16 protein-coding genes and 1 tRNA gene are annotated in these 18,468 nt (G+C 61.0%); 10 read left to right on the top strand and 7 right to left on the bottom strand.

Annotation, left to right across the window (positions count from 1 at the left end):
- Positions 1–22: 22 nt before the first annotated feature.
- From EM858_RS00845 to EM858_RS00835, 3 genes are read left to right on the top strand one after another with little or no spacing between them, the layout of a single operon-like run.
- Complete coding sequence (locus EM858_RS00845) at positions 23–298, top strand: sarcosine oxidase subunit delta (RefSeq protein WP_020813497.1); 276 nt, start codon at positions 23–25, stop codon at positions 296–298.
- Positions 295–3,258 (top strand): sarcosine oxidase subunit alpha, encoded by a 2,964-nt coding sequence (locus EM858_RS00840; protein WP_127755507.1) that lies wholly within the window; start codon positions 295–297, stop codon positions 3,256–3,258. The genes EM858_RS00845 and EM858_RS00840 overlap by 4 nt, the downstream gene beginning before the upstream one ends.
- Complete coding sequence (locus EM858_RS00835; RefSeq protein ID WP_127755506.1) at positions 3,251–3,799, top strand: sarcosine oxidase subunit gamma; 549 nt, start codon at positions 3,251–3,253, stop codon at positions 3,797–3,799. The genes EM858_RS00840 and EM858_RS00835 overlap by 8 nt, the downstream gene beginning before the upstream one ends.
- A gap of 9 nt (positions 3,800–3,808) precedes the next feature.
- Here the strand turns inward: EM858_RS00835 and EM858_RS00830 are convergent, their stop codons facing one another.
- A complete protein-coding gene (locus EM858_RS00830; RefSeq protein ID WP_020813500.1) occupies positions 3,809–4,849 on the bottom strand; it encodes a LacI family DNA-binding transcriptional regulator in 1,041 nt (346 codons plus the stop codon).
- Between the two features lie 148 nt (positions 4,850–4,997).
- Between EM858_RS00830 and EM858_RS00825 the strand changes: the two genes are divergently transcribed.
- From EM858_RS00825 to EM858_RS00795, 7 genes are all read left to right on the top strand, one after another.
- On the top strand, positions 4,998–5,963 hold the full coding sequence (locus tag EM858_RS00825; protein WP_127755505.1) for a substrate-binding domain-containing protein: 966 nt from the start codon (positions 4,998–5,000) through the stop codon (positions 5,961–5,963).
- A 104-nt stretch (positions 5,964–6,067) separates the two neighbouring features.
- Positions 6,068–7,072: an ABC transporter permease gene (locus tag EM858_RS00820; protein ID WP_164865263.1), complete on the top strand. Its 1,005-nt coding sequence runs from the start codon at positions 6,068–6,070 to the stop codon at positions 7,070–7,072.
- Positions 7,073–7,081: 9 nt separating this feature from the next.
- Positions 7,082–7,903: an ATP-binding cassette domain-containing protein gene (locus EM858_RS00815; protein ID WP_127755504.1), complete on the top strand. Its 822-nt coding sequence runs from the start codon at positions 7,082–7,084 to the stop codon at positions 7,901–7,903.
- A 23-nt stretch (positions 7,904–7,926) separates the two neighbouring features.
- Entirely contained in the window at positions 7,927–8,829 is a 903-nt protein-coding gene (locus EM858_RS00810; protein WP_127755503.1) for a sugar phosphate isomerase/epimerase, read from the top strand.
- A gap of 82 nt (positions 8,830–8,911) precedes the next feature.
- A complete protein-coding gene (locus EM858_RS00805; RefSeq protein ID WP_127755502.1) occupies positions 8,912–10,084 on the top strand; it encodes a Gfo/Idh/MocA family oxidoreductase in 1,173 nt (390 codons plus the stop codon).
- A gap of 81 nt (positions 10,085–10,165) precedes the next feature.
- Positions 10,166–11,107 carry a sugar phosphate isomerase/epimerase gene (locus EM858_RS00800; protein WP_127755501.1) on the top strand — a complete coding sequence of 314 codons (942 nt, stop codon included), beginning with the start codon at positions 10,166–10,168 and terminating at the stop codon, positions 11,105–11,107.
- A gap of 55 nt (positions 11,108–11,162) precedes the next feature.
- Positions 11,163–12,092: a TIM barrel protein gene (locus EM858_RS00795; RefSeq protein WP_127755500.1), complete on the top strand. Its 930-nt coding sequence runs from the start codon at positions 11,163–11,165 to the stop codon at positions 12,090–12,092.
- A 113-nt stretch (positions 12,093–12,205) separates the two neighbouring features.
- Here the strand turns inward: EM858_RS00795 and EM858_RS00790 are convergent.
- The 6 genes from EM858_RS00790 to EM858_RS00765 all read right to left on the bottom strand — a co-directional run bounded on the left by EM858_RS00790 (position 12,206) and on the right by EM858_RS00765 (position 18,444).
- Positions 12,206–12,295 (bottom strand) — tRNA-Ser (locus EM858_RS00790).
- A 197-nt stretch (positions 12,296–12,492) separates the two neighbouring features.
- On the bottom strand, positions 12,493–13,374 hold the full coding sequence (locus tag EM858_RS00785; RefSeq protein WP_127755499.1) for a dihydrodipicolinate synthase family protein: 882 nt from the start codon (positions 13,372–13,374) through the stop codon (positions 12,493–12,495).
- Positions 13,371–15,014 (bottom strand): ABC transporter ATP-binding protein, encoded by a 1,644-nt coding sequence (locus EM858_RS00780; protein WP_127755498.1) that lies wholly within the window; start codon positions 15,012–15,014, stop codon positions 13,371–13,373. The genes EM858_RS00785 and EM858_RS00780 overlap by 4 nt, the downstream gene beginning before the upstream one ends.
- Positions 15,007–15,930: an ABC transporter permease gene (locus tag EM858_RS00775; RefSeq protein WP_127755497.1), complete on the bottom strand. Its 924-nt coding sequence runs from the start codon at positions 15,928–15,930 to the stop codon at positions 15,007–15,009. The genes EM858_RS00780 and EM858_RS00775 overlap by 8 nt, the downstream gene beginning before the upstream one ends.
- Positions 15,931–15,945: 15 nt before the next feature.
- A complete protein-coding gene (locus EM858_RS00770; RefSeq protein WP_035262398.1) occupies positions 15,946–16,860 on the bottom strand; it encodes an ABC transporter permease in 915 nt (304 codons plus the stop codon).
- Between the two features lie 75 nt (positions 16,861–16,935).
- On the bottom strand, positions 16,936–18,444 hold the full coding sequence (locus EM858_RS00765; RefSeq protein WP_127755496.1) for an ABC transporter substrate-binding protein: 1,509 nt from the start codon (positions 18,442–18,444) through the stop codon (positions 16,936–16,938).
- Positions 18,445–18,468: the final 24 nt, after the last annotated feature.

Genomic DNA, 18,468 nt, shown 5'->3' with positions numbered 1-18,468 from the left:
TGGCGGATCAAGGACATCTGAAATGGCAAGTCTCGTGCCCTGCCCGCATTGCGGGCCAAGACCTAGGGAAGAATTCACCATCAAGGGCGCAGCCCTTCAAAGGCCTGCCGCCGATGCCGGCGCGGAGGAATGGTTCGATTATGTCTATCTGCGCGACAATCCGCGCGGCGCCTATGAGGAATATTGGCACCATACCTCCGGCTGCCGCCGCTGGCTGGTCGTCACCCGCGATACCGCCACCCATGAGATATCCGCCTGCCGCGACGCCGCCGACAAGACGAAAGTGACAAACGCATGAGCGCCAACCGCCTGAAGACCGGCGGTCTGATCGACCGTTCCAAACCGCTTTCCTTCACCTTCGACGGCAAGCCGATGTCGGGTTTTGAGGGCGACAGCCTCGCCTCAGCCCTGCTCGCCAACGACCAGAAACTCGTCGGTCGCAGCTTCAAATACCACCGCCCGCGCGGCATATTGACGGCGGGTGCAGCCGAGCCGAACGCGCTGATGACCATCGGCCGTGGCGGGCGCACGGAGCCGAACACCCGCGCCACCATGCAGGAGCTTTATGCCGGGCTGGAAGCCAGCAGCCAGAACCGCTGGCCCTCTCTCGATTTCGATATCGGCGCCTTGACCGGCCTTCTGTCTCCCTTCCTCGGCGCGGGGTTCTACTACAAGACCTTCATGTGGCCTGCCGCCTTCTGGGAAAAGGTTTATGAGCCCTTCATCCGCAAAGCCGCCGGTCTCGGCAAGGCGAGCTACGAGGCGGACCCGGATGCCTATGACAAATGCTGGGCGCATTGCGACCTGCTGGTGATCGGCTCCGGCGCGGCAGGTCTGGCGGCAGCGCTTGCCGCAGGACGCGCCGGCGCGCGCGTCATCATTGTCGATGAACATTCCGTGGCAGGCGGTGGGCTTCTTTCCGAAACGGCAGCCATCGGCGGCAAGAGCGCACCGGATTTCGCAGCGCAATGCGTTGCCGAGCTCGAAACCCTGCCGAATGTGACGGTGCTGACGCGGACCACGGCTTTCGGCTGGTATGACGGCAATGTTTTCGGTGCGGTGGAGCGGGTGCAGAAACATCTGCCAGATCCGAAAGCCCACGTGCCCGTGGAGCGCCTGTGGCGCATCGCCGCCAAGCGCGCGCTACTGACAACCGGCGCGGAAGAACGGCCGCTGGTCTTCGGCGGCAACGATGTTCCCGGCGTGATGATGGCCGGCGCCATGCGCAGCTATCTCAATCGCTATGCCGTCAGCCCCGGCACGGCGACGGCAATTTTCACCACCAACGACAGCGGTTATGCGCTTGCCCGCGATCTGGAGGCGCAGGGCGTCGCTCTGGCCGCCATCATCGACAGCCGTGAGCAGGGCAATCCGGGCTACGAAGGCAAGGCGCGCGTCATCAAGGGTGGCGTCGTCTCCAATGCCAGGGGCGGCAAGGCGCTTTCCGCCATTGAGATTTATGCGAATGGCCGGGCGGAGAAGCTGAATGTCGATGCGCTGGCCATGTCGGGCGGCTTCAGCCCCATCATCCATCTCGCCTGCCATCGCGGCGGCAAGCCGGTCTGGTCGGAAGACGATGCCGCTTTTCTGGCGCCTGGCAATCTCAAGGGGCTGGAACTCGCCGGCGCGGTTTCTGCGATCAACGGTATCGCCGCCTGCCTTCAGGATGGCGCGCGGAAGGGCGCAACGCTGGCGCAAGAGCTCGGCTTTGCATCAACCGCACCGACATTCGGCACGGTGGAAAACGATATCGTGGCCCCACTCGCAAAACCGCTCTGGTCCATCCCCGGCATTAAGGCGAAAGCCTTTGTCGATTACCAGAACGACGTTCACCGCAAGGATCTCGGCCTCGCCATCCGTGAAGGTTATGGCCATGTCGAGCTCGCCAAACGCTACACCACGAACGGCATGGCGACGGATCAGGGCAAGCTTTCAAATGTCAATGCCATCGGGCTGCTGGCCGAAGCGCGCGGCGTCTCCCCGGCGGATATCGGCACCACGACGTTCCGGCCGTTTTATACGCCCGTCTCCTTCGGCGCACTGACCGGCGCCTATCACGGCCAGCATTTCCAGCCGGTACGCAAATCGCCGCTGCATGGTTGGGCCGAGAAAAACGGGGCCGTGTTCGTCGAAACCGGGCTCTGGTATCGCTCCTCCTGGTTTCCTCGCAAAGGTGAAAACGGCTGGCGGGAAAGCGTCGACCGTGAGGTTCTGAATGTGCGCAGGAATGCCGGGCTCTGCGATGTATCGATGCTCGGCAAGATCGAAATCTGTGGCAGGGACGCCGCCGAATTCCTGAACCGGGTTTATTGCAACGCTCTCCTCAAACTGCCGGTCGGCAAGGCGCGATATGGCCTGATGCTGCGTGAGGACGGCATGATCTATGACGACGGCACCACCAGCCGGCTGGAGGAAAACCGCTTCTTCATGACGACCACCACCGCCTATGCGGCGGGCGTCATGAACCATCTGGAATTCTGTGCGCAGGCGCTCTGGCCTGATCTCGACGTACGGCTTGCCTCCGTCACCGATCAATGGGCGCAGATGGCGATTGCCGGACCGAAGGCACGCGCGATTCTGCAAAGAATCGTCGATGAAGATATTTCCGATGAAGCCTTTCCCTTTCTTGCGGCCCGGGAAGTTTCCCTGTTTGGCGGGCAACTGCATGGACGCCTGTTCTGGATTTCCTTCTCCGGCGAACTGGCCTACGAGCTTGCCGTCCCGGCCGGTTACGGCGAAAGCGTCGCCGACGCGCTGATGGAAGCCGGCAAGCCGGAGAATATCATGCCCTATGGCGTCGAGGCGCTTGGCGTGCTGCGCATCGAAAAGGGACATGTCACCCACAATGAAATCAACGGCACGGTGGTGCCCGCCGATCTCGGCTTCGGCAAAATGGTCTCCACCACAAAGGCCGATTTCATTGGCCGACGGATGCTGGAGCGCGAGGGGCTTTTCGCCGCCGACCGTCCGAGCCTCGTCGGCGTCGTGCCGCTCGATCCAAAACAGTCCTTCCGCACCGGCTCGCATATTCTTGCGAAGGATGCTGCGGCAACGCTGGAGAACGATCAGGGTTATGTGACCTCCAGTGCGTTCTCACCGCATCTGGGTTCGACCATCGGTCTCGCCCTGGTCAAGAATGGCCCTGCGCGGCATGGCGAGGAAATCACGGTCTGGAACGGCCTGCGCAACGAATTTACCCAAGCCCGCCTTTGCAACCCGGTTTTTGTCGATCCTCAAAACGAGAAACTCCATGTCTGATTTCAAGCCTGACTTCAAATCCGGCTTCCGTCCGACGCTCCGCCCGGTGCTGGGCGCGAAGCGAGCGATTGCCTTCACCGCCATCAAACTCTCCCCCCTGCCGGAAGGCGCGATCATCCACGTTCTGGCCGCACCGGACGCAACGGATCTGGAAGCCCGCCTTCGCGACTGTGCCAAAGGCGATATACGCGCGGTCTCACCGGGCCAATGGTTCATCGTCAGTGAACATCCTCTGTCACACGCTGATATGAAGGCGCTTCTTGCGGCGCTCGAACCTCAGGCGACGGGTGTCGACCAGAGCCAGGGACGCGTTCGCATCCGCATCGAAGGCAAGATGGCCGAGCGGGTTCTGGCCAAAGGCACGGCGGTCGACCTGTCTCTCGCGGCCTTCCCGGTGGGACATTCCGCCACGACGCTGATCGGCCACATCGCCGCCCACCTCACCCGCGTCGACGCACAGGTCTTCGAAGTCATCGTGCTGCGCGGTTTTGCCGAAAGCCTGTGGGACGACCTTGCCCGGATGAGTCTCGAATTCCAGTGATCGTGTCGGTCAGGTCCAGATGCTTTCGGGCGTCAGGATTTCGAAGGGCACGATCCGCTGTTCAACGGAAGACGAATCTCCGTTCTCGATTCGCCGCAACATCACGTCGATCAATTGCTGCGGCATTCTGTCGAGGGGAAGCGGCAGCGAGGCGGTGATCAGCCCTTCGTTGAGGCCTTTTCGTGTTTCCGGCCCGATATCGTTACAGATGATTTTTATGTCGCGCTGCCGCTCGGCAGGTAGTTCCCTGAGTGCGCGCAGAACACCCGATATGCCGCCGCCATTGACATAAATCCCCCGGAGCCCCGGTTCGGCAGCAATCATATCCCGCACGATGACATAGGCATTTTCCGGTTCCTCGTGGGTCAGCAGGGTTTCCGCGACCTGAAGTTCAGGTGTGTTTTCGCGCATATAGGAGCGGAAGCTGGCGTCCGAAACATCCTGGCACTGATACCGATTGCTGCCGATCAGCGGCACGACCACGCCCTCGCCCTTTACCGTCTGGCTGAGGAACCATGCCGCCGTGCGGCCGCGTTTCCAGCTGTCGGTGCCGACAAAGCCCGCGCGGCTTGCCGCCGACAGATCGGATACGTAAGTCACCACCGGAACGCCCCTGCCCCGCAGCTCGTCGATCGCCTGGCTGACGAGCGGATGATCGGCCGTCACCACCGCGATTGCGCCGCAGGATTGCCCCATCTTCAAGAGATTGGCGGACACGGCCTCCGGCGAAAGATCGTCCTCGAAAACGACATCCGGCTCGATGATGCTGTCCGGCCGCTGGCGTGCGGCGGCGACGATCCCTTCCGCCCAAAGCCGGTAGAGCGGCCGGTGGGATTGCTGTAACAGAAAGCCGAGCCGGTGATGAGGCATGGCCTCGCGGCGACGGTCCTTGATGGTGCCAAGACCGTAAAAACCGATCTCCTCCGCCGCCTTGAGAATCTGGTCGATCGTATCCTGGCGCACGGCGGTCGAACCGTGCAGCAGTCGGTTGACCGTGGAGATACTGACACCGGCGGCTTTCGCAAGATCGGTAATGGTCGGTCGGTTCATGACGCCTCACAATCGTATCATTCATGAATGACATTAAATGATATTAAATGCAACATTAAATGAAATATAAATTCCATTCCCATGAAAATGAAAGATATAAATCACCCTGTCATTAGGGCCCGTCGGGAGAATGGGCAGGGAGGAAGCAATGGCATTTTTCAGGAAATTTCTCGCAACGGGCGCTGTCTCGCTCGTGATGGCATCCGGCGCGTTCGCGGCCAATATCGCCGTTGTCGGCGGCAAGAATGACGATGCGTTCTGGAACCTCATCAAAAAGGGTGTCGACGACGCACGCCTCGTGGTCGAGGCGAATGGCGGCAAGGTCAATTACCTGCGTTTGCAGACCTATGACAATTTCGCGCCCGATGTGGTGCAGCTGATCCAGACCGCCATCAGCCAGAAGGTCGATGGTCTCGTGATCCCGAACTGGGTGCCCGAAGGCGAGGACCCGGCGATCCGGGAAGCCATCAATGCCGGTATCAAGGTCATTCTCATGAATGCCGGTGGGCACGAAAAGGCGAAGGAACTCGGCGCGATCAATTATGTCGGCTCCGACGAATATATTGCCGGCGTCGCCGGCGGTGAATATTTCGCGAAACAGGGCAAAAAGAACGTCATCTGCGTCAACACCGTTCCGGGCGCCGCCAATCAGGAGGCGCGCTGCAAGGGCGTGATCGAAGGCATCACCAAGGCCGGCGGCGCCGGCAAGCAACTGCCGCTTCCCGCCACCAGTTTCGGCGACGCCACCGCCGTCGCCGAGGCGATCAAGGCGACATTGCTACAGGACAGCAAGATCGACGGCGTCCTGACCATTTCGGCGGGCGATGCGGATTCCGCCGCCATCGGCATCATGCAGGCCGGCAAGACCGAAACCGCCCTGCTTGGCACTTTCGATCTCAACCAGTCCGGCCTCGACCGGATCAAGGACGGGACGCAGGGTTTCGCAATCGACCAGCAGCCCTACCTGCAATCATTGCTGGCGGTAACGCTTCTGGCCTCGGCCATCGATTTCGGAACCGATCTGCCGACCGCCCCGCTGCTGACGGGACCGAACATCGTCGACAAATCCAACATCCAGACCACGCTTGCCGGCGTCGCCAAGGGAGCGCGCTGAGCGGTTATCCATACCCGCTCCCGATCTCCGGCGAAACCGGGGATCGGGCTTTGACGGGAAGGATATCCCCCTCGGCACCTAGGGCCAATATTGGAGTGAACGACGTGAAAAATCTCTCTTTGGGCGACCTTCTGCGCCGCCCGGAATCAGGCGCCTTTCTCGGCCTTGTTTTCGTTCTTGCCTTCTTCGTCATCTTCGGCAGCATCGATTTCCTGAAACCCGCCGGCGCCGCAAGCTGGCTGAATGTCGCGGCCAATCTCGGCATCGTCGCCATTCCCGTCGGGCTGCTGATGATTTCCGGCGAGCTCGATATTTCCATCGGCGCGATGATCCCAGCCGGCGCGCTGACAGTCGCCATCATCACCGGTTATTACGGCATGCCGATCTGGCTCGGCATCATCGGCGCGCTTGGCCTTGGGTTGCTTGTCGGGCTGATCAACGGCTTTCTGGTGATACGGACCGTGGTGCCCTCACTGATCGTCACGCTCGGCACGCTGTTTGCGGTGCAGGGGCTGATCCTCGGCTTTTCCGTGCTTCTGACCGGCACGACCAGCGTGGCGCTGAGCCCGGCGCAATCCGGCCCCGTCGCCAAATTCCTGTTCGGACAGTTCATCGGCGGCAGTTTTCAGGTCAGCATCGTCTGGTGGCTGCTGCTGACGGCGATCTATATCTTCTATGTCCATTATTCGCCCTTCGGAAACTGGATCTTCGCCATGGGCGGCGACCGGGTGAGTGCCCGCAATGCCGGCATTCCCACCGACAAGCTGACGGTGACGCTTTTCGTCCTTTCCTCCGTCAGCGCCTCCTTCGTCGGGGTCTGTCAGGCAATCCTCTTCAATGTCGCCCAGGTTTCGGCCGGCATGACCTTCATCTTCAACTCCATCATCGCGGTCGTCGTGGGCGGGGTGCTGCTGACCGGCGGTTTCGGTTCGGTGATCGGCATTTTTCTCGGCACCATCACCTTCGCCATCGTCAACCAGGGCATCTATTTCACTTCGTTTGACCGCAACTGGTCGAGCCTCATCATCGGCGTCATGCTGCTGCTCGCGGTGCTGATGAACAACACCTTCCGCGTCATGGCGCTCACCTATTCGCCGAAGAAGAAGTGAGGCTGGACGATGACCACACCCATTCTCGAACTCAGAAACGTCAACAAGTCCTTCGGTCCCATCGATGTTCTGCACGATATCTCGCTGAAGGTGCGCGCCGGCGAGGTGCTCTGCCTGCTGGGCGACAACGGTGCTGGAAAATCCACACTGATCAAGACACTGGCCGGGGTTTATCAGCCCAGTTCCGGTGAGTTGCTGATGGATGGCAAGCCGGTCGATTTCGACGGGCCGCGCGATGCGCAGCGCATGGGCATTTCCACCGTGCACCAGTTCGGCGGAACCTTTCCGTTGATGAGCATTGGCCGCTCCTTCTTCATTGGCGCAGAACCCACAAAAGGCTTTTGGCCCTTCAGGATTTACGACCGCAAGAAGGCCAACGCAATCGCCGTCAAGGCGGTGCAGGAATTCGGCATCACCCGCATCGATGACGGCGACCGCCTTATCGGCGGGCTCTCCGGCGGCGAGCGGCAATCGCTCGCCATCGCCCGCGCGGTGCATTTTGGCGCACGCGTTCTGATCCTCGACGAGCCGACGGCGGCGCTAGGCGTGAAACAGGCGTCCCATGTCCTGCGCATCGTGCTGGAAGCGCGCAAGCGCGGCATCGCGGTGATCTTCATCACCCATCAAGTCACCCACGCCATCGCCGTCGGCGACCATTTCGCCGTGCTCATTCGCGGCGCGGTCGCCGCCAATTTTCGCAAGGGTGAAAAATCCCGCGATGAGATCACCGACCTGATGGCCGGCGGTGAGGCGCTCGCCGATCTCGGTGCCGAGGTGGAAAATTACATGGCCAGCCATGACGGCCATCCGCCGCAGCAGCCATCCAGTTAAGACATAGAGAAGGATCAAGACCGATGAAAATCGCCATCGACCCCCACATGCACCGTTTCACCAGCCTCGATGAGCTGCCCGCCAAGGTGAAGGAGCTCGGCTACGACTGGATCGAACTCAGCCCGCGCGCGGATTTCCTCGAATGGTTCAAGGCGCCGCGCGTCTTTCCCGAGCGTATCAGGTCCTTCAAGAAAGCGCTGAAAGAAGCCGATGTCGGCATCGCCTCACTGCTGCCGATGTATCGCTGGGCCTCCAATGACGAGACCGAACGGCAAGCGGCGGTGAAACACTGGAAACGCGCCATCGAGATCGCCATCGAACTGGAGGTCGATACGATGAACTCCGAATTCGGCCGCGGACCGCATCCCGACAAGGGCTCCTGTTATTGCTGCCATACCGGCTCGATGATCGAGGCCTGCGAGGATGCCTGGTGGCGCTCGATGGAAGAACTGGTGCCGATCTTCGAGCGCGAAAACATCAACCTGCATGTCGAGCCGCATCCGGAAGACTGGTGCGAAACGCTGCAGCCGGCGCTGGACATCATCCGCACCGTCAATTCGAAGAACGTCAAATTCCTCTATTGCGCGCCGCACACCTTCTATTTCGGTGATGACACCAAGGCGATGCTGCGCGAAGCGAAGGATGTGCTCGCCCATGTGCATGTCGGCGATACCTTCAACCACAAGGCCAGCTCCGGGCTTCGTTATATCCTCAACCCGCCGGGCACGCAGGCGCGGGTGCACCAGCATCTCAATATCGGCCAGGGCGAAGTTCCATGGGACGACTTCTTCAGCACACTTTCCGAAATCGGCTTCGACGGCATCATGACCTCCTGCGTCTTCGCCTGGGAAGACAGGGCCGATGAATCGAGCCGGTTCATGCGCAGCAAGATGCAGGACTATATCGACCTCTATTTCAAGAAATAACGCGGCAAACCGGCGCTGAAGCTGAGGCGGACCCAGCCTCCGGCCACGGCCATTGGTAACATCAAATGGAAAGACGACCGACATGATCAACGGAGAAAGACTGATTTCACGCCCGCTGCGCTGGGCCATGGTGGGCGGCGGACGCACGGGACAGGTGGGTTACAAGCACCGCACCGGTGCGCTTCGCGACGGCAACTACCAGCTCGTCGCCGGCGCATTCGACCTCGATGCCGAAAGAGGCCGTGACTTCGGCGTCAATCTCGGCGTTGCAGCGGAACGCTGCTATGCGGATTACAGGGCGCTGATTGCCGGCGAGACGGCGCGCGAAGACGGTGTGGACGTCGTCTCCATCGCCACCCCCAATTTCACCCATTACGAGATTACCAAGGCCTGCCTTGAGGCCGGGCTACACGTCATCTGCGAAAAACCGCTATTCTTCACCGTGGCCGAATGCGACGAGGTGGCGCGGCTGGCCGAACAGAAGGGCCTGATCGTCGGCGTTACCTATGGTTTTACCGGGCACCCGCTCGTCCACCAGATGGCGGCCATGGTCAAGAAGGGAATGCTGGGCGACATCCGCATCATCGACCTGCAATATACCCACGGCTTTAATGCCGGCGACGATGTGGGCGCGGGCGAAGCCGTCAAATGGCGCACCAATCCCCGCACCGCCGGCCCGACCTTCGTGCTGGGCGATATCGGCACGCATCTTTATTATCTCTCGGAAGTCGTACTGCCGCATATGAAGGTGGAACGCCTGCTCTGCGACCGCAAGGCCTTCATCCCCACGCGCGCGCCGCTGGAGGACCACGCCACCGTTCTGATGCATTACGACAATGGCGCACGCGGCCGTCTCTGGGTTTCCTCCGTCAATGCCGGCAATATGGGATCGCAGCGTTACCGCTTCGTCGGCTCCAAGGCGTCCCTCGAATGGTCAGATTCCCATCCCGACCAGCTGATCTACGAGGTTCAGGGCGAACCCGGCCGCATCCTGCACCACGGCATGCCCTATCTGGAACAGGAAAGCCTCGCCATCGACCGCATGGGCGCATTGCATACCGAAGGTCTCGGTGACAGCTGGTCGAATATCTATCTCTGGATCGCCCAGGCCATCGACGCGGCAAATCGCGGTGACAGGGCCTTTCTGAAGACCCACCATTATCCCGGCATCACCGCCGGCACCGAAGGCGTTCGCTGGCTGGAAAACTGCGTCCGTTCGGCCGATGCCGGCGCCGCCTGGGTCGATTTCGCTTAACCAGCTTGGGGGCGCGCCGGACAACTCTCCCGTCCTCCTCCTCTTCAGGCGCGTCCCCATACCTCCCCGGAAAGATGAACGATGAAACTCGCAATTTGTACTGACGTCATGGCAAGCCTGCCCTTCACCGATATGCTCGACAAATGCGTCGCGCTCGGTGTCGAGGGCATCGAGATGACCGGCGGCGGCTGGTCCAGCGGCCCGCATTTCAGGGCCGACGAACTGTTGGCGGATAAGGGGCTTCTCAAATCCAGGCTCAAGGAAATCGAGGCCCGTGGCCTCGAAATCGCTGCGCTGAATTGCTCCGCCAATCCGCTCGATCCCGGCGACATGGGCAAGCGCCACCTGAAGGAGATTGAGGACACCGTCCGGCTGGCGGGTGAAATCGGCGTGACAAAGATCGTCACCATGTCCGGCCTGCCGGAAGCAGCGCCGGGTGACACCGTGCCGAACTGGCTCGTCTACACCAAGAGCTGGCCGAACGAGATGCCGGAGCGCGACCGTTACCAATGGGAAGATCGCGCCTTTCCGCTCTGGCACGGGCTTGTGAAGCTCGCCAGGGAAGCGGGCGTCGAAAAATATGCGCTCGAGAATTTCTCGGCCATGCTCGTCTGGAACCCGGAAACCCTGTTCCGCCTGCGCAATGAGGTCGGCCCGACGGTCGGCATGAATCTCGACCCGTCGCACCTGATGTGGATGGGGGCCGATCCCATCGCGTCCGCCCGTTCACTCGGCAGCGCGATCCACCATTGCCACGGCAAGGACACCCGCATCGAACACGGACTGGCCGATGTGAACGGGCTGCTGGAGCTCAAAGAGGTGACTGACGTCGCCAACCGCAGCTGGAACTATGTGGCGGTGGGCGCCGGCCATGATCTGCAATGGTGGAAGGAATTTTTCTCCGTGGTGCGCATGGCCGGTTACAATGGCTGGGTCAGTCTGGAAATGGAGGATTTCACCATGTCCACCGAGGCGGGCATCCAGTCCTCCATCGACGCCCTTAAAGCCACCATCAGCCGCTGAAACCCTCTCCGGGCCGCAGAAGGCGGCCCGGCGTCAATTGCGCCACGAGGATGCCATGACCAACCGGATCACCATCACCACCGCTCCCTGCTGCTGGGGCGTCGACGACGTCAAGAACCCCCATCTGCCCCATTGGGAAAAGGTGCTGGACGAGGCGAAGGCCGCCGGTTTCGGCGGCCTGGAACTCGGCCCCTACGGTTATCTGCCGCTCGACCTCGAGCGTGTTTCGCAGGCGCTCAATGAGCGCGATCTGAAAATCGTCGCCGGCACGATTTTCGACGATCTGGTCTCACCGGAGAACCGCGACAATCTGCTGCGCCAGACCGACGAGATCTGCGCGCTGATCACCCGCCTGCCGAAACCGGAAACCCATGCCGGCCAACGCTTTTCCGCCCCCTATCTGACGGTGATGGACTGGGGACATGACGAGCGGGACTATGCCGCCGGCCACTCCGACCGCGCGCCGCGCCTTGATGGCGACGCATGGAACGGCATGGTGGAGAACATCCGCGCCATCGCAACGCTTGCCCGCGACAAATATGGCGTGCGCGCCACCATCCACCCCCATGCCGGCGGTTACATCGAATTTGCCGATGAGTTGCAGCAGATCCTCGAGGACATTCCCGCCGATCTGGCGGGCCTCTGCCTCGATACCGGCCATATGGCCTATTCCGGCATGGACCCCGTCACCACGCTTCGCCGCTATTGGGACCGTGTCGACTATATTCATTTCAAGGATATCGACGCCACGGTTTTCGAAGAGGTGATGGCAGAACGCATCCGCTTCTTCGACGCCTGCGCCAAAGGCGTCATGTGCCCCATCGGTCGCGGCTCAATCGACTATCCAGCCATCCGCAGCCTTTTGACGGAACTCGGCTATGGCGGCTATATCACCATCGAACAGGAGCGCGACCCGCGCAACGCCGGCGGCATTCTGGATGATCTGGCGGCCAGCAGGGCTTTTCTTGCTGCGAATGGATTCTGAAGCGGACACAAAATAGACCATCGCGCCGTGCCGAAGATTATCCCGGCGCGGCGAGCCGGCAATAACCGACAGATTCAGTTCTCAGCAGAAAATCTTCGGAACGAAGGGTCTTATGGCGGAGAGGGTGGGATTCGAACCCACGATACCCTTGCAGGTATGCCGCATTTCGAGTGCGGTGCATTCGACCACTCTGCCACCTCTCCGCATGCGCGAACGCTTGCGTTGCGCGCTCCTCTTAAACATCAATGGCGTGACTGACAAGGGGAATTTCGTGTTTGTGTCACAAATTATTCGTCATGGGTGAGGCTGGGGAAAGGCATCGGCTTCTGGCCGTTTTCGCAGATATTTTCAAGATGACGCGCACGATCCGCAGGGGTGCGCGCCACATTCGATAGCAGCGTCAGATCCGTTCATAACGCCGCAAGATTTCCAGGATTTTTTCATCCTGCTCTCTATCGGGCAGAAGGGCCGGTTGGCGGCTGGCGCCGACGGATGGGTCCTGGAGATAAAGCGAGCGTTTGACCATGGCCGGTGCGAAGCCGAGGGCATAGAGATCGGTGCGGAAGTCGGCATAGATCGCCTGCTGGCGTTCGGCCTCGGTGATGTCGCCGGCGTTGAAAGCATTGAGAATGCTGGCCAGCACATCCGGCAGCGCGTTGCCGAGGCCGGAAATGCAGCCTGCCGCGCCGTTCTGCAACGACCAGAGAACCAGGTGATCCGGACCGGAATAAACCTCGAAGCCGGGCATCTCCTTTGCCACCTGAAGATAGGCTTCGAGCGTCTGCTGCGCGCCGCCGGAATCCTTGATGCCGGCGATATTGCCATGGGTGGCGAGTTTGCGCGCAGTTTCCGGCTCTATGTGGTTCTGGGTGCGGGCGGGAATGTCATAGAGATAGACCGGCGTTTTAACGGCGTCAGCCACTGCCGAGAAATGGCGGATCAACCCATCCTGCGTGCAGGCGATGAAGAAGGGCGTGATGACGGCGATGCCATCGACGCCGATGCGGTCGAAGGCTTTGGCAAGTTGCAGGGTTTCGAATGTGGCGGGCATGCCCGCATTCACGATCACCTTGGCACGGCCTGCAACTTCGTCCACCACCTCTTCCGTCAGCCGGATTTTTTCCTCATGCGTGAGCGCGGTAAAATCGCCATTGGTGCCGGCACACATGATGTTGTTGCCGGCCGCCACCTGACGGCGCACCTGCGCGCGGGTCGCTTCGTAATTGATGGTTTCGTCCTCGTTGAAACAGGTGACGAGCGCGACGAAAGCTTGTTTGCTCATGAAAGAACTCCGCTTGAATTTGCGATGGCGTCGCCGGCGACGGCCGGATGACGCTGAGATTGCATATCGGGGTCGGGATCGAGGCTCGCGGATAGAAGGGCACGGGTATAGGCCTCGCGCGGCGTTTCGAAAACCTGGCGTACGGTGCCGAACTCCACCACCTCTCCCCGCTGCATGACCATGACGTGATCGGCAAAATCCCGAACCACCGGCAAATCATGCGCGATGAAGATGAAGGAGAGGCCCATTTCGCGGCGCAGCTTGTCCAGCAGCGCGATAACCTGCGCCTGAACAGAAACATCGAGCGCCGAGACCGCCTCGTCGCAGATGATGAGCTTTGGCTCCAGCGCCAATGCGCGGGCAATGGCGATCCGCTGCCGCTGACCGCCGGAGAACTGGTGCGGATAACGGCGCATATGTTCCGGCGAGAGACCCACCTGATGCAGCAATTCCGCAACCCGCTCACGCCATCTTGCCCTGGGCAATATCTCCGGATGGATGACCCAGGCCTCGGAAATCAGCTGGAACACCGTCATGCGCGGATTGAGCGACTGGGTGGGGTCCTGAAACACCATCTGCAGATCACGCCGGAGCGCGAAGAGTTCGGCAGGCGAAAGCTTGAAGAGATCACGGCCCTTCCACAAGGCGCTGCCCGCATCCGGCTCATCGAGGCGAAGTAGAATACGCGCCAGCGTCGATTTGCCGGAGCCGCTTTCGCCGACGACCGCGATGGTTTCGCCTTCCATGAGGTCGAAGGAAACGCCCTTCAGCGCCTCGAAGGCGCCGTAACGTTTGCGCACGTCGCGCACGCTGAGCAGCGCCTCGCCCGCCGCGTGCGGCTCGTGCATGTCGCCCCTGCCGGGTGCTGCGCTGATGAGCTTGCGGGTATAGGGGTGCTGCGGATTGCGATAGACCTCGCGAACCGTGCCAGCCTCGACCAGAACGCCCTTTTCCATCACCACCACCCGGTCGGCGATTTCGGCGACGACGCCGAGATCGTGGGTGATGATGAGCACGGCCATGCCGGTTTCCCGCTGCAATTCCTTGAGCAGCGAAAGCACCTCGGCCTGCACCGTCACGTCAAGCGCGGTGGTCGGCTCATCGGCGATCAGGAGATCGGGCCGAAGAGCCAGCGCCATGGCGATCATCACGCGCTGGCGCTGGCCGCCGGAAAATTCATGCGGATATTTCTTCAAGGCCCCGTCCGGGTCGGGAATGCCGACGCGGGCGATCAGCCGCCTCGCCTCCGCTTCGGCCCTTGCCTTGTCCATGCCGTGGGTGGTCATCGCCTCACGGATCTGCCAACCGACGGTATAGACGGGATTGAGGTGGCTGAGCGGGTCCTGAAAAATCATGGCGATGCGTCGGCCGTTGATCTCGCGGCGCGCCTCGGCCGGCATGGTCAGAAGGTCCTGGCCATCGAGCAATATCTGGCCGCTGCTGATATGTCCGGGCGGCATGTCGATGAGGTTCATGATGGCCGAGGACGATACCGACTTGCCCGAGCCGCTTTCGCCAAGGATGGCCAGCGTTTCGCCACGGTCGATATGGTAGGAGACATCCTTCACCGCATGGACGATACCGCTTGCGGTGTGGAACTCCACGGAAAGGTTGCGCACGTCGAGAAGATGGTCAGCCATGCTTGCGGCCTTTCATTTCCAGCCGCCAGCGCTGCACGGGATCGAGCGCGATGCGCAGCCAGTTGGAAAGCAGGTTGAGCGACAGGGTGGTGAGAATGATGGCAAGTCCCGGCCAGAAGGACAGCCACCAGGCATTGGTGAGATATTGCCGTCCCTGCGAAATCATCAGGCCCCAGGTGATTTCCGGCGGCTGAATGCCGATGCCGAGGAAGGACAGCGCGCTTTCCGCCAGCATCACATAGGCGAAATCGAGCGTGGCGAGCGTCGTCAGCGTCGGCAACACCACAGGCAGGATGTGGCGGAACAGGATGCGCTTGCCGGAGGCGCCCATCACGCGCGCCGCCTGCACGAACATGCGTTCGCGCACCTCCAGCACCTCCGCCCTCGTGGTGCGGATGTAAACGGGAATGCGGGTGATGGCGAGAACCAGCATCAGGTTGAGGATGGAGGAGCCGAGCAGATAAAGCACGATGACCGCGATCAAGAGCGACGGGAACGACATGATCACATCCGCAAGCCGCATGATGACCTGGCCGACACGGTTGGAGGAAAAACCGGCGATCAGCCCGAGCACGGTGCCGGTGATGGCGGAAAGAAGCACCGCGCCGGCGGCGATCATCATCGTATTTTGCGTGGCGGCGACAATGCGCGCGAGAAGCGAACGGCCGAGCGCATCCGCCCCCAGCCAGAAATACCACTCGCGCTGCCAGTCGAACGGGGCGAGGTTACGCCCGCGCAGGTTCTGTTTCGTCGCCAGATCGCCAAGCCAGGCCGGGCCGACAAAAGCGAGGATAACGACAATGACGAGGAAGATCGCGGCGCAGAGCGCGAATTTATCCGCCCACAACATGCGCAGCATGCGTGTTGCGAAGGATCGCTCGGCGATGATCTCGGTGTCGGCGCTGGAAAGGCTCATGGCTGAACGGCCTCCTCAGTGCCGGATACGCGGATCGAGGAGCGCATAGGCGATATCGATCAGAAGATTCATCAGGAAGATCGCCAGCGCGGTCACGAGAATGGCGGCGAGCACGACATTGAAATCGCGCTGAAGAATGGAATCGATCATCAGCTTGCCGACACCGGGAAAACCGAAAATGGTTTCGACGATGACAGCACCGTTGAGAAGGCTTGCCGCCTGATCGCCAATGACGGTGATGACCGGCAGCATGGCGTTTCGCAAGGCGTGAATGAAGATGATCGGACCCGACTTCACGCCCTTGGCGCGCGCCGTTTTGACATAGGCAGAGGACAAAGCGCCGATCATCGAGCCGCGCACCACCTGCACGATAATGCCGAAGGGGCGCACGAACAGGACCGCGATCGGCAATATCCAGTGCAGCACGGAGCCCGTGCCCGACGTGGGCAGCCAGGCGAGATTGACGGAGAAGACGACGATAGCGACGATCGCCAGCCAGAAATCGGGAACGGATGCACCGATGAGCGATATGCTCGAGGCCATGCGGTCGAAGAAACCGCCGGAGCGGAAAGCCGCAAGCGAGCCGATGACGATGGCGGCGGTGGTGACGAGCGACATGGTGATGACCGCAAGCCACAGCGTCCAGACGAAAGCCTCCAGCACCACATCCAGCGCCGGGCGGGCTTTTCTGAGCGATTCTCCGAGATCACCCGTCATCACATCGCCCGCATAACGCAGGAACTGCACCATCAACGGATCGTTCAGCCCATGCAACGCCCGGAACTGCTGCTTCAACTCTTCCGAAGCCTCCACAGGCAGAAACAGCGCGGCCGGGTCCCCCGTCAGGCGCGACAGGAAGAAAACCATGACGATGAGGCCGATCAGGGAAATCAGGCTCGCAACGGAACGTTTTCGGATGAAGCTCAACATGGTTGCCTCCGGTTTTTCAATGCGGCGGCGAGGCTTTCGCCGCGCCGCCGCTTCTCAATTGATAAGACAGGGGTCCTATTTGATGCCGATTTCCGAAAGCTGCAGCATCGAGTTGGTGGCGATGGTGGGCTTGAAGTCCAGCCGTTCCGAGACGCGGGAGAAGCCAACCATATGGAACAGCAGCACATCCGCCACCACGTCATCGTGCAGGTAGGCAATGAGTTCCGACCAGAGCTTGGCGCGCTCGTCACCGACCGCTGCCGATGCGCGTTCGATCAGATCGTCCACCTTCTTGTCCGAGAAGCCGGACTGGGTACCCTTGGTGGCATATTTGAAGAACATGGTGAAGGACGGATCGCCCTTGGAATTATCGTGCATGGCAGCGACGATCTGCGGTCCGCGGCCTTCCTTGAAGGGCTTGGAGTAGTAGCTTTCGTGCTCGGCCACTTCGACGAATTTCAGGTCGATCTTGAAGCCGACTTCCTGCAATTGCTGCTGGATCGCCTCCATGATCTCGGTGACATTCGGGAAATTCGCGGTGCGCGCGATGATGGTGATCGGCGTATCCACCTTCACACCGGCAGCCTTTGCTTCCTCGAGCAGCTTTTTTGCGCCCTCGGGGTCATAGGGGAAGACCTTGACGTCGGGGTTCCAGCCAAGCGTGGTCGGCGGAACGAGCGCGGTGGCCAGCACGGCACCTTCCGGAACCAGCGTGCCAAGGAAGGCCTGCCGGTCGATGGCGAGGTTGAGCGCACGGCGTACCCGGACATCGTTCAGCGGCGCGATGTTATGGTCGAGACGCATATAGACCGTCTCGCTGTCGAGATAGGAAAAGTCGGTCTTGGCGTTGGTGGCGTCTAGCTGGGAAATGGAAGGCGACAGATCTGCTTCGCCCGTCTGCACCATGGCGGCGCGGACCGAAGGATCGGCGCGGAAAAGATAGGTCGCTTCCGTCACCTGCGGCTTGGCGCCCCAATAGTCGTCGCGTGCGGTGAGCACAATCTGCTGACCCGGCGTCCAGTTGGTCAGCTTGTAAGGCCCGGTGCCGACAGGCTCGCGGATGAATTCCATCTTGGTTTCTTCGGGAACAATGGTGACTAGCGACATCAGCAGCGGCAGAATGGGCTGGGCCGGTTCGGTCTTGAAGTCGATCGTGTGATCATCAACGATCGACGGGGTCACCGTCATGCCGCCGAAATAACGGCGGGACTCGCAGGCGTTCTTGTCGCTCATGATGCGTTCGAAGCTGTGCTTGACGTCCTTGGCATCGAATGCCGTACCGTCGGAAAACTTTACGCCTTCACGCAGGTGGAAACGCCAGCTTCCGTCGGCATTCTGCTCCCACTTCTCGGCAAGGCGCGGCTGAACGCCCTTCTTGCCGCGCACATCGAGCTCGGTCAGCGTCTCGCTGACATTTTCCATGATGATGCGGCCGATATTGGAGCGGGTGGCCATGCAGGGCTCGAGCAGGTCCGCCTCTTCCGCCAGCACGATCTTGATCGGCCCCGATGCAGCGAGCACCGGCGAAACCGCGGCGCTGAGGGAACCCAAGACAAGGGCGCCCGCAATCAATGACTTCTTCATTCCGTTCTCCTCCCAGATTCAGAA

The organism is Agrobacterium sp. CNPSo 2736, from assembly GCF_004005385.1.
Classification (GTDB): domain Bacteria; phylum Pseudomonadota; class Alphaproteobacteria; order Rhizobiales; family Rhizobiaceae; genus Agrobacterium; species Agrobacterium leguminum.
Note: the sequence above shows the minus strand (reverse complement) of the source record. Positions and strands in the feature narration are given on the sequence as shown.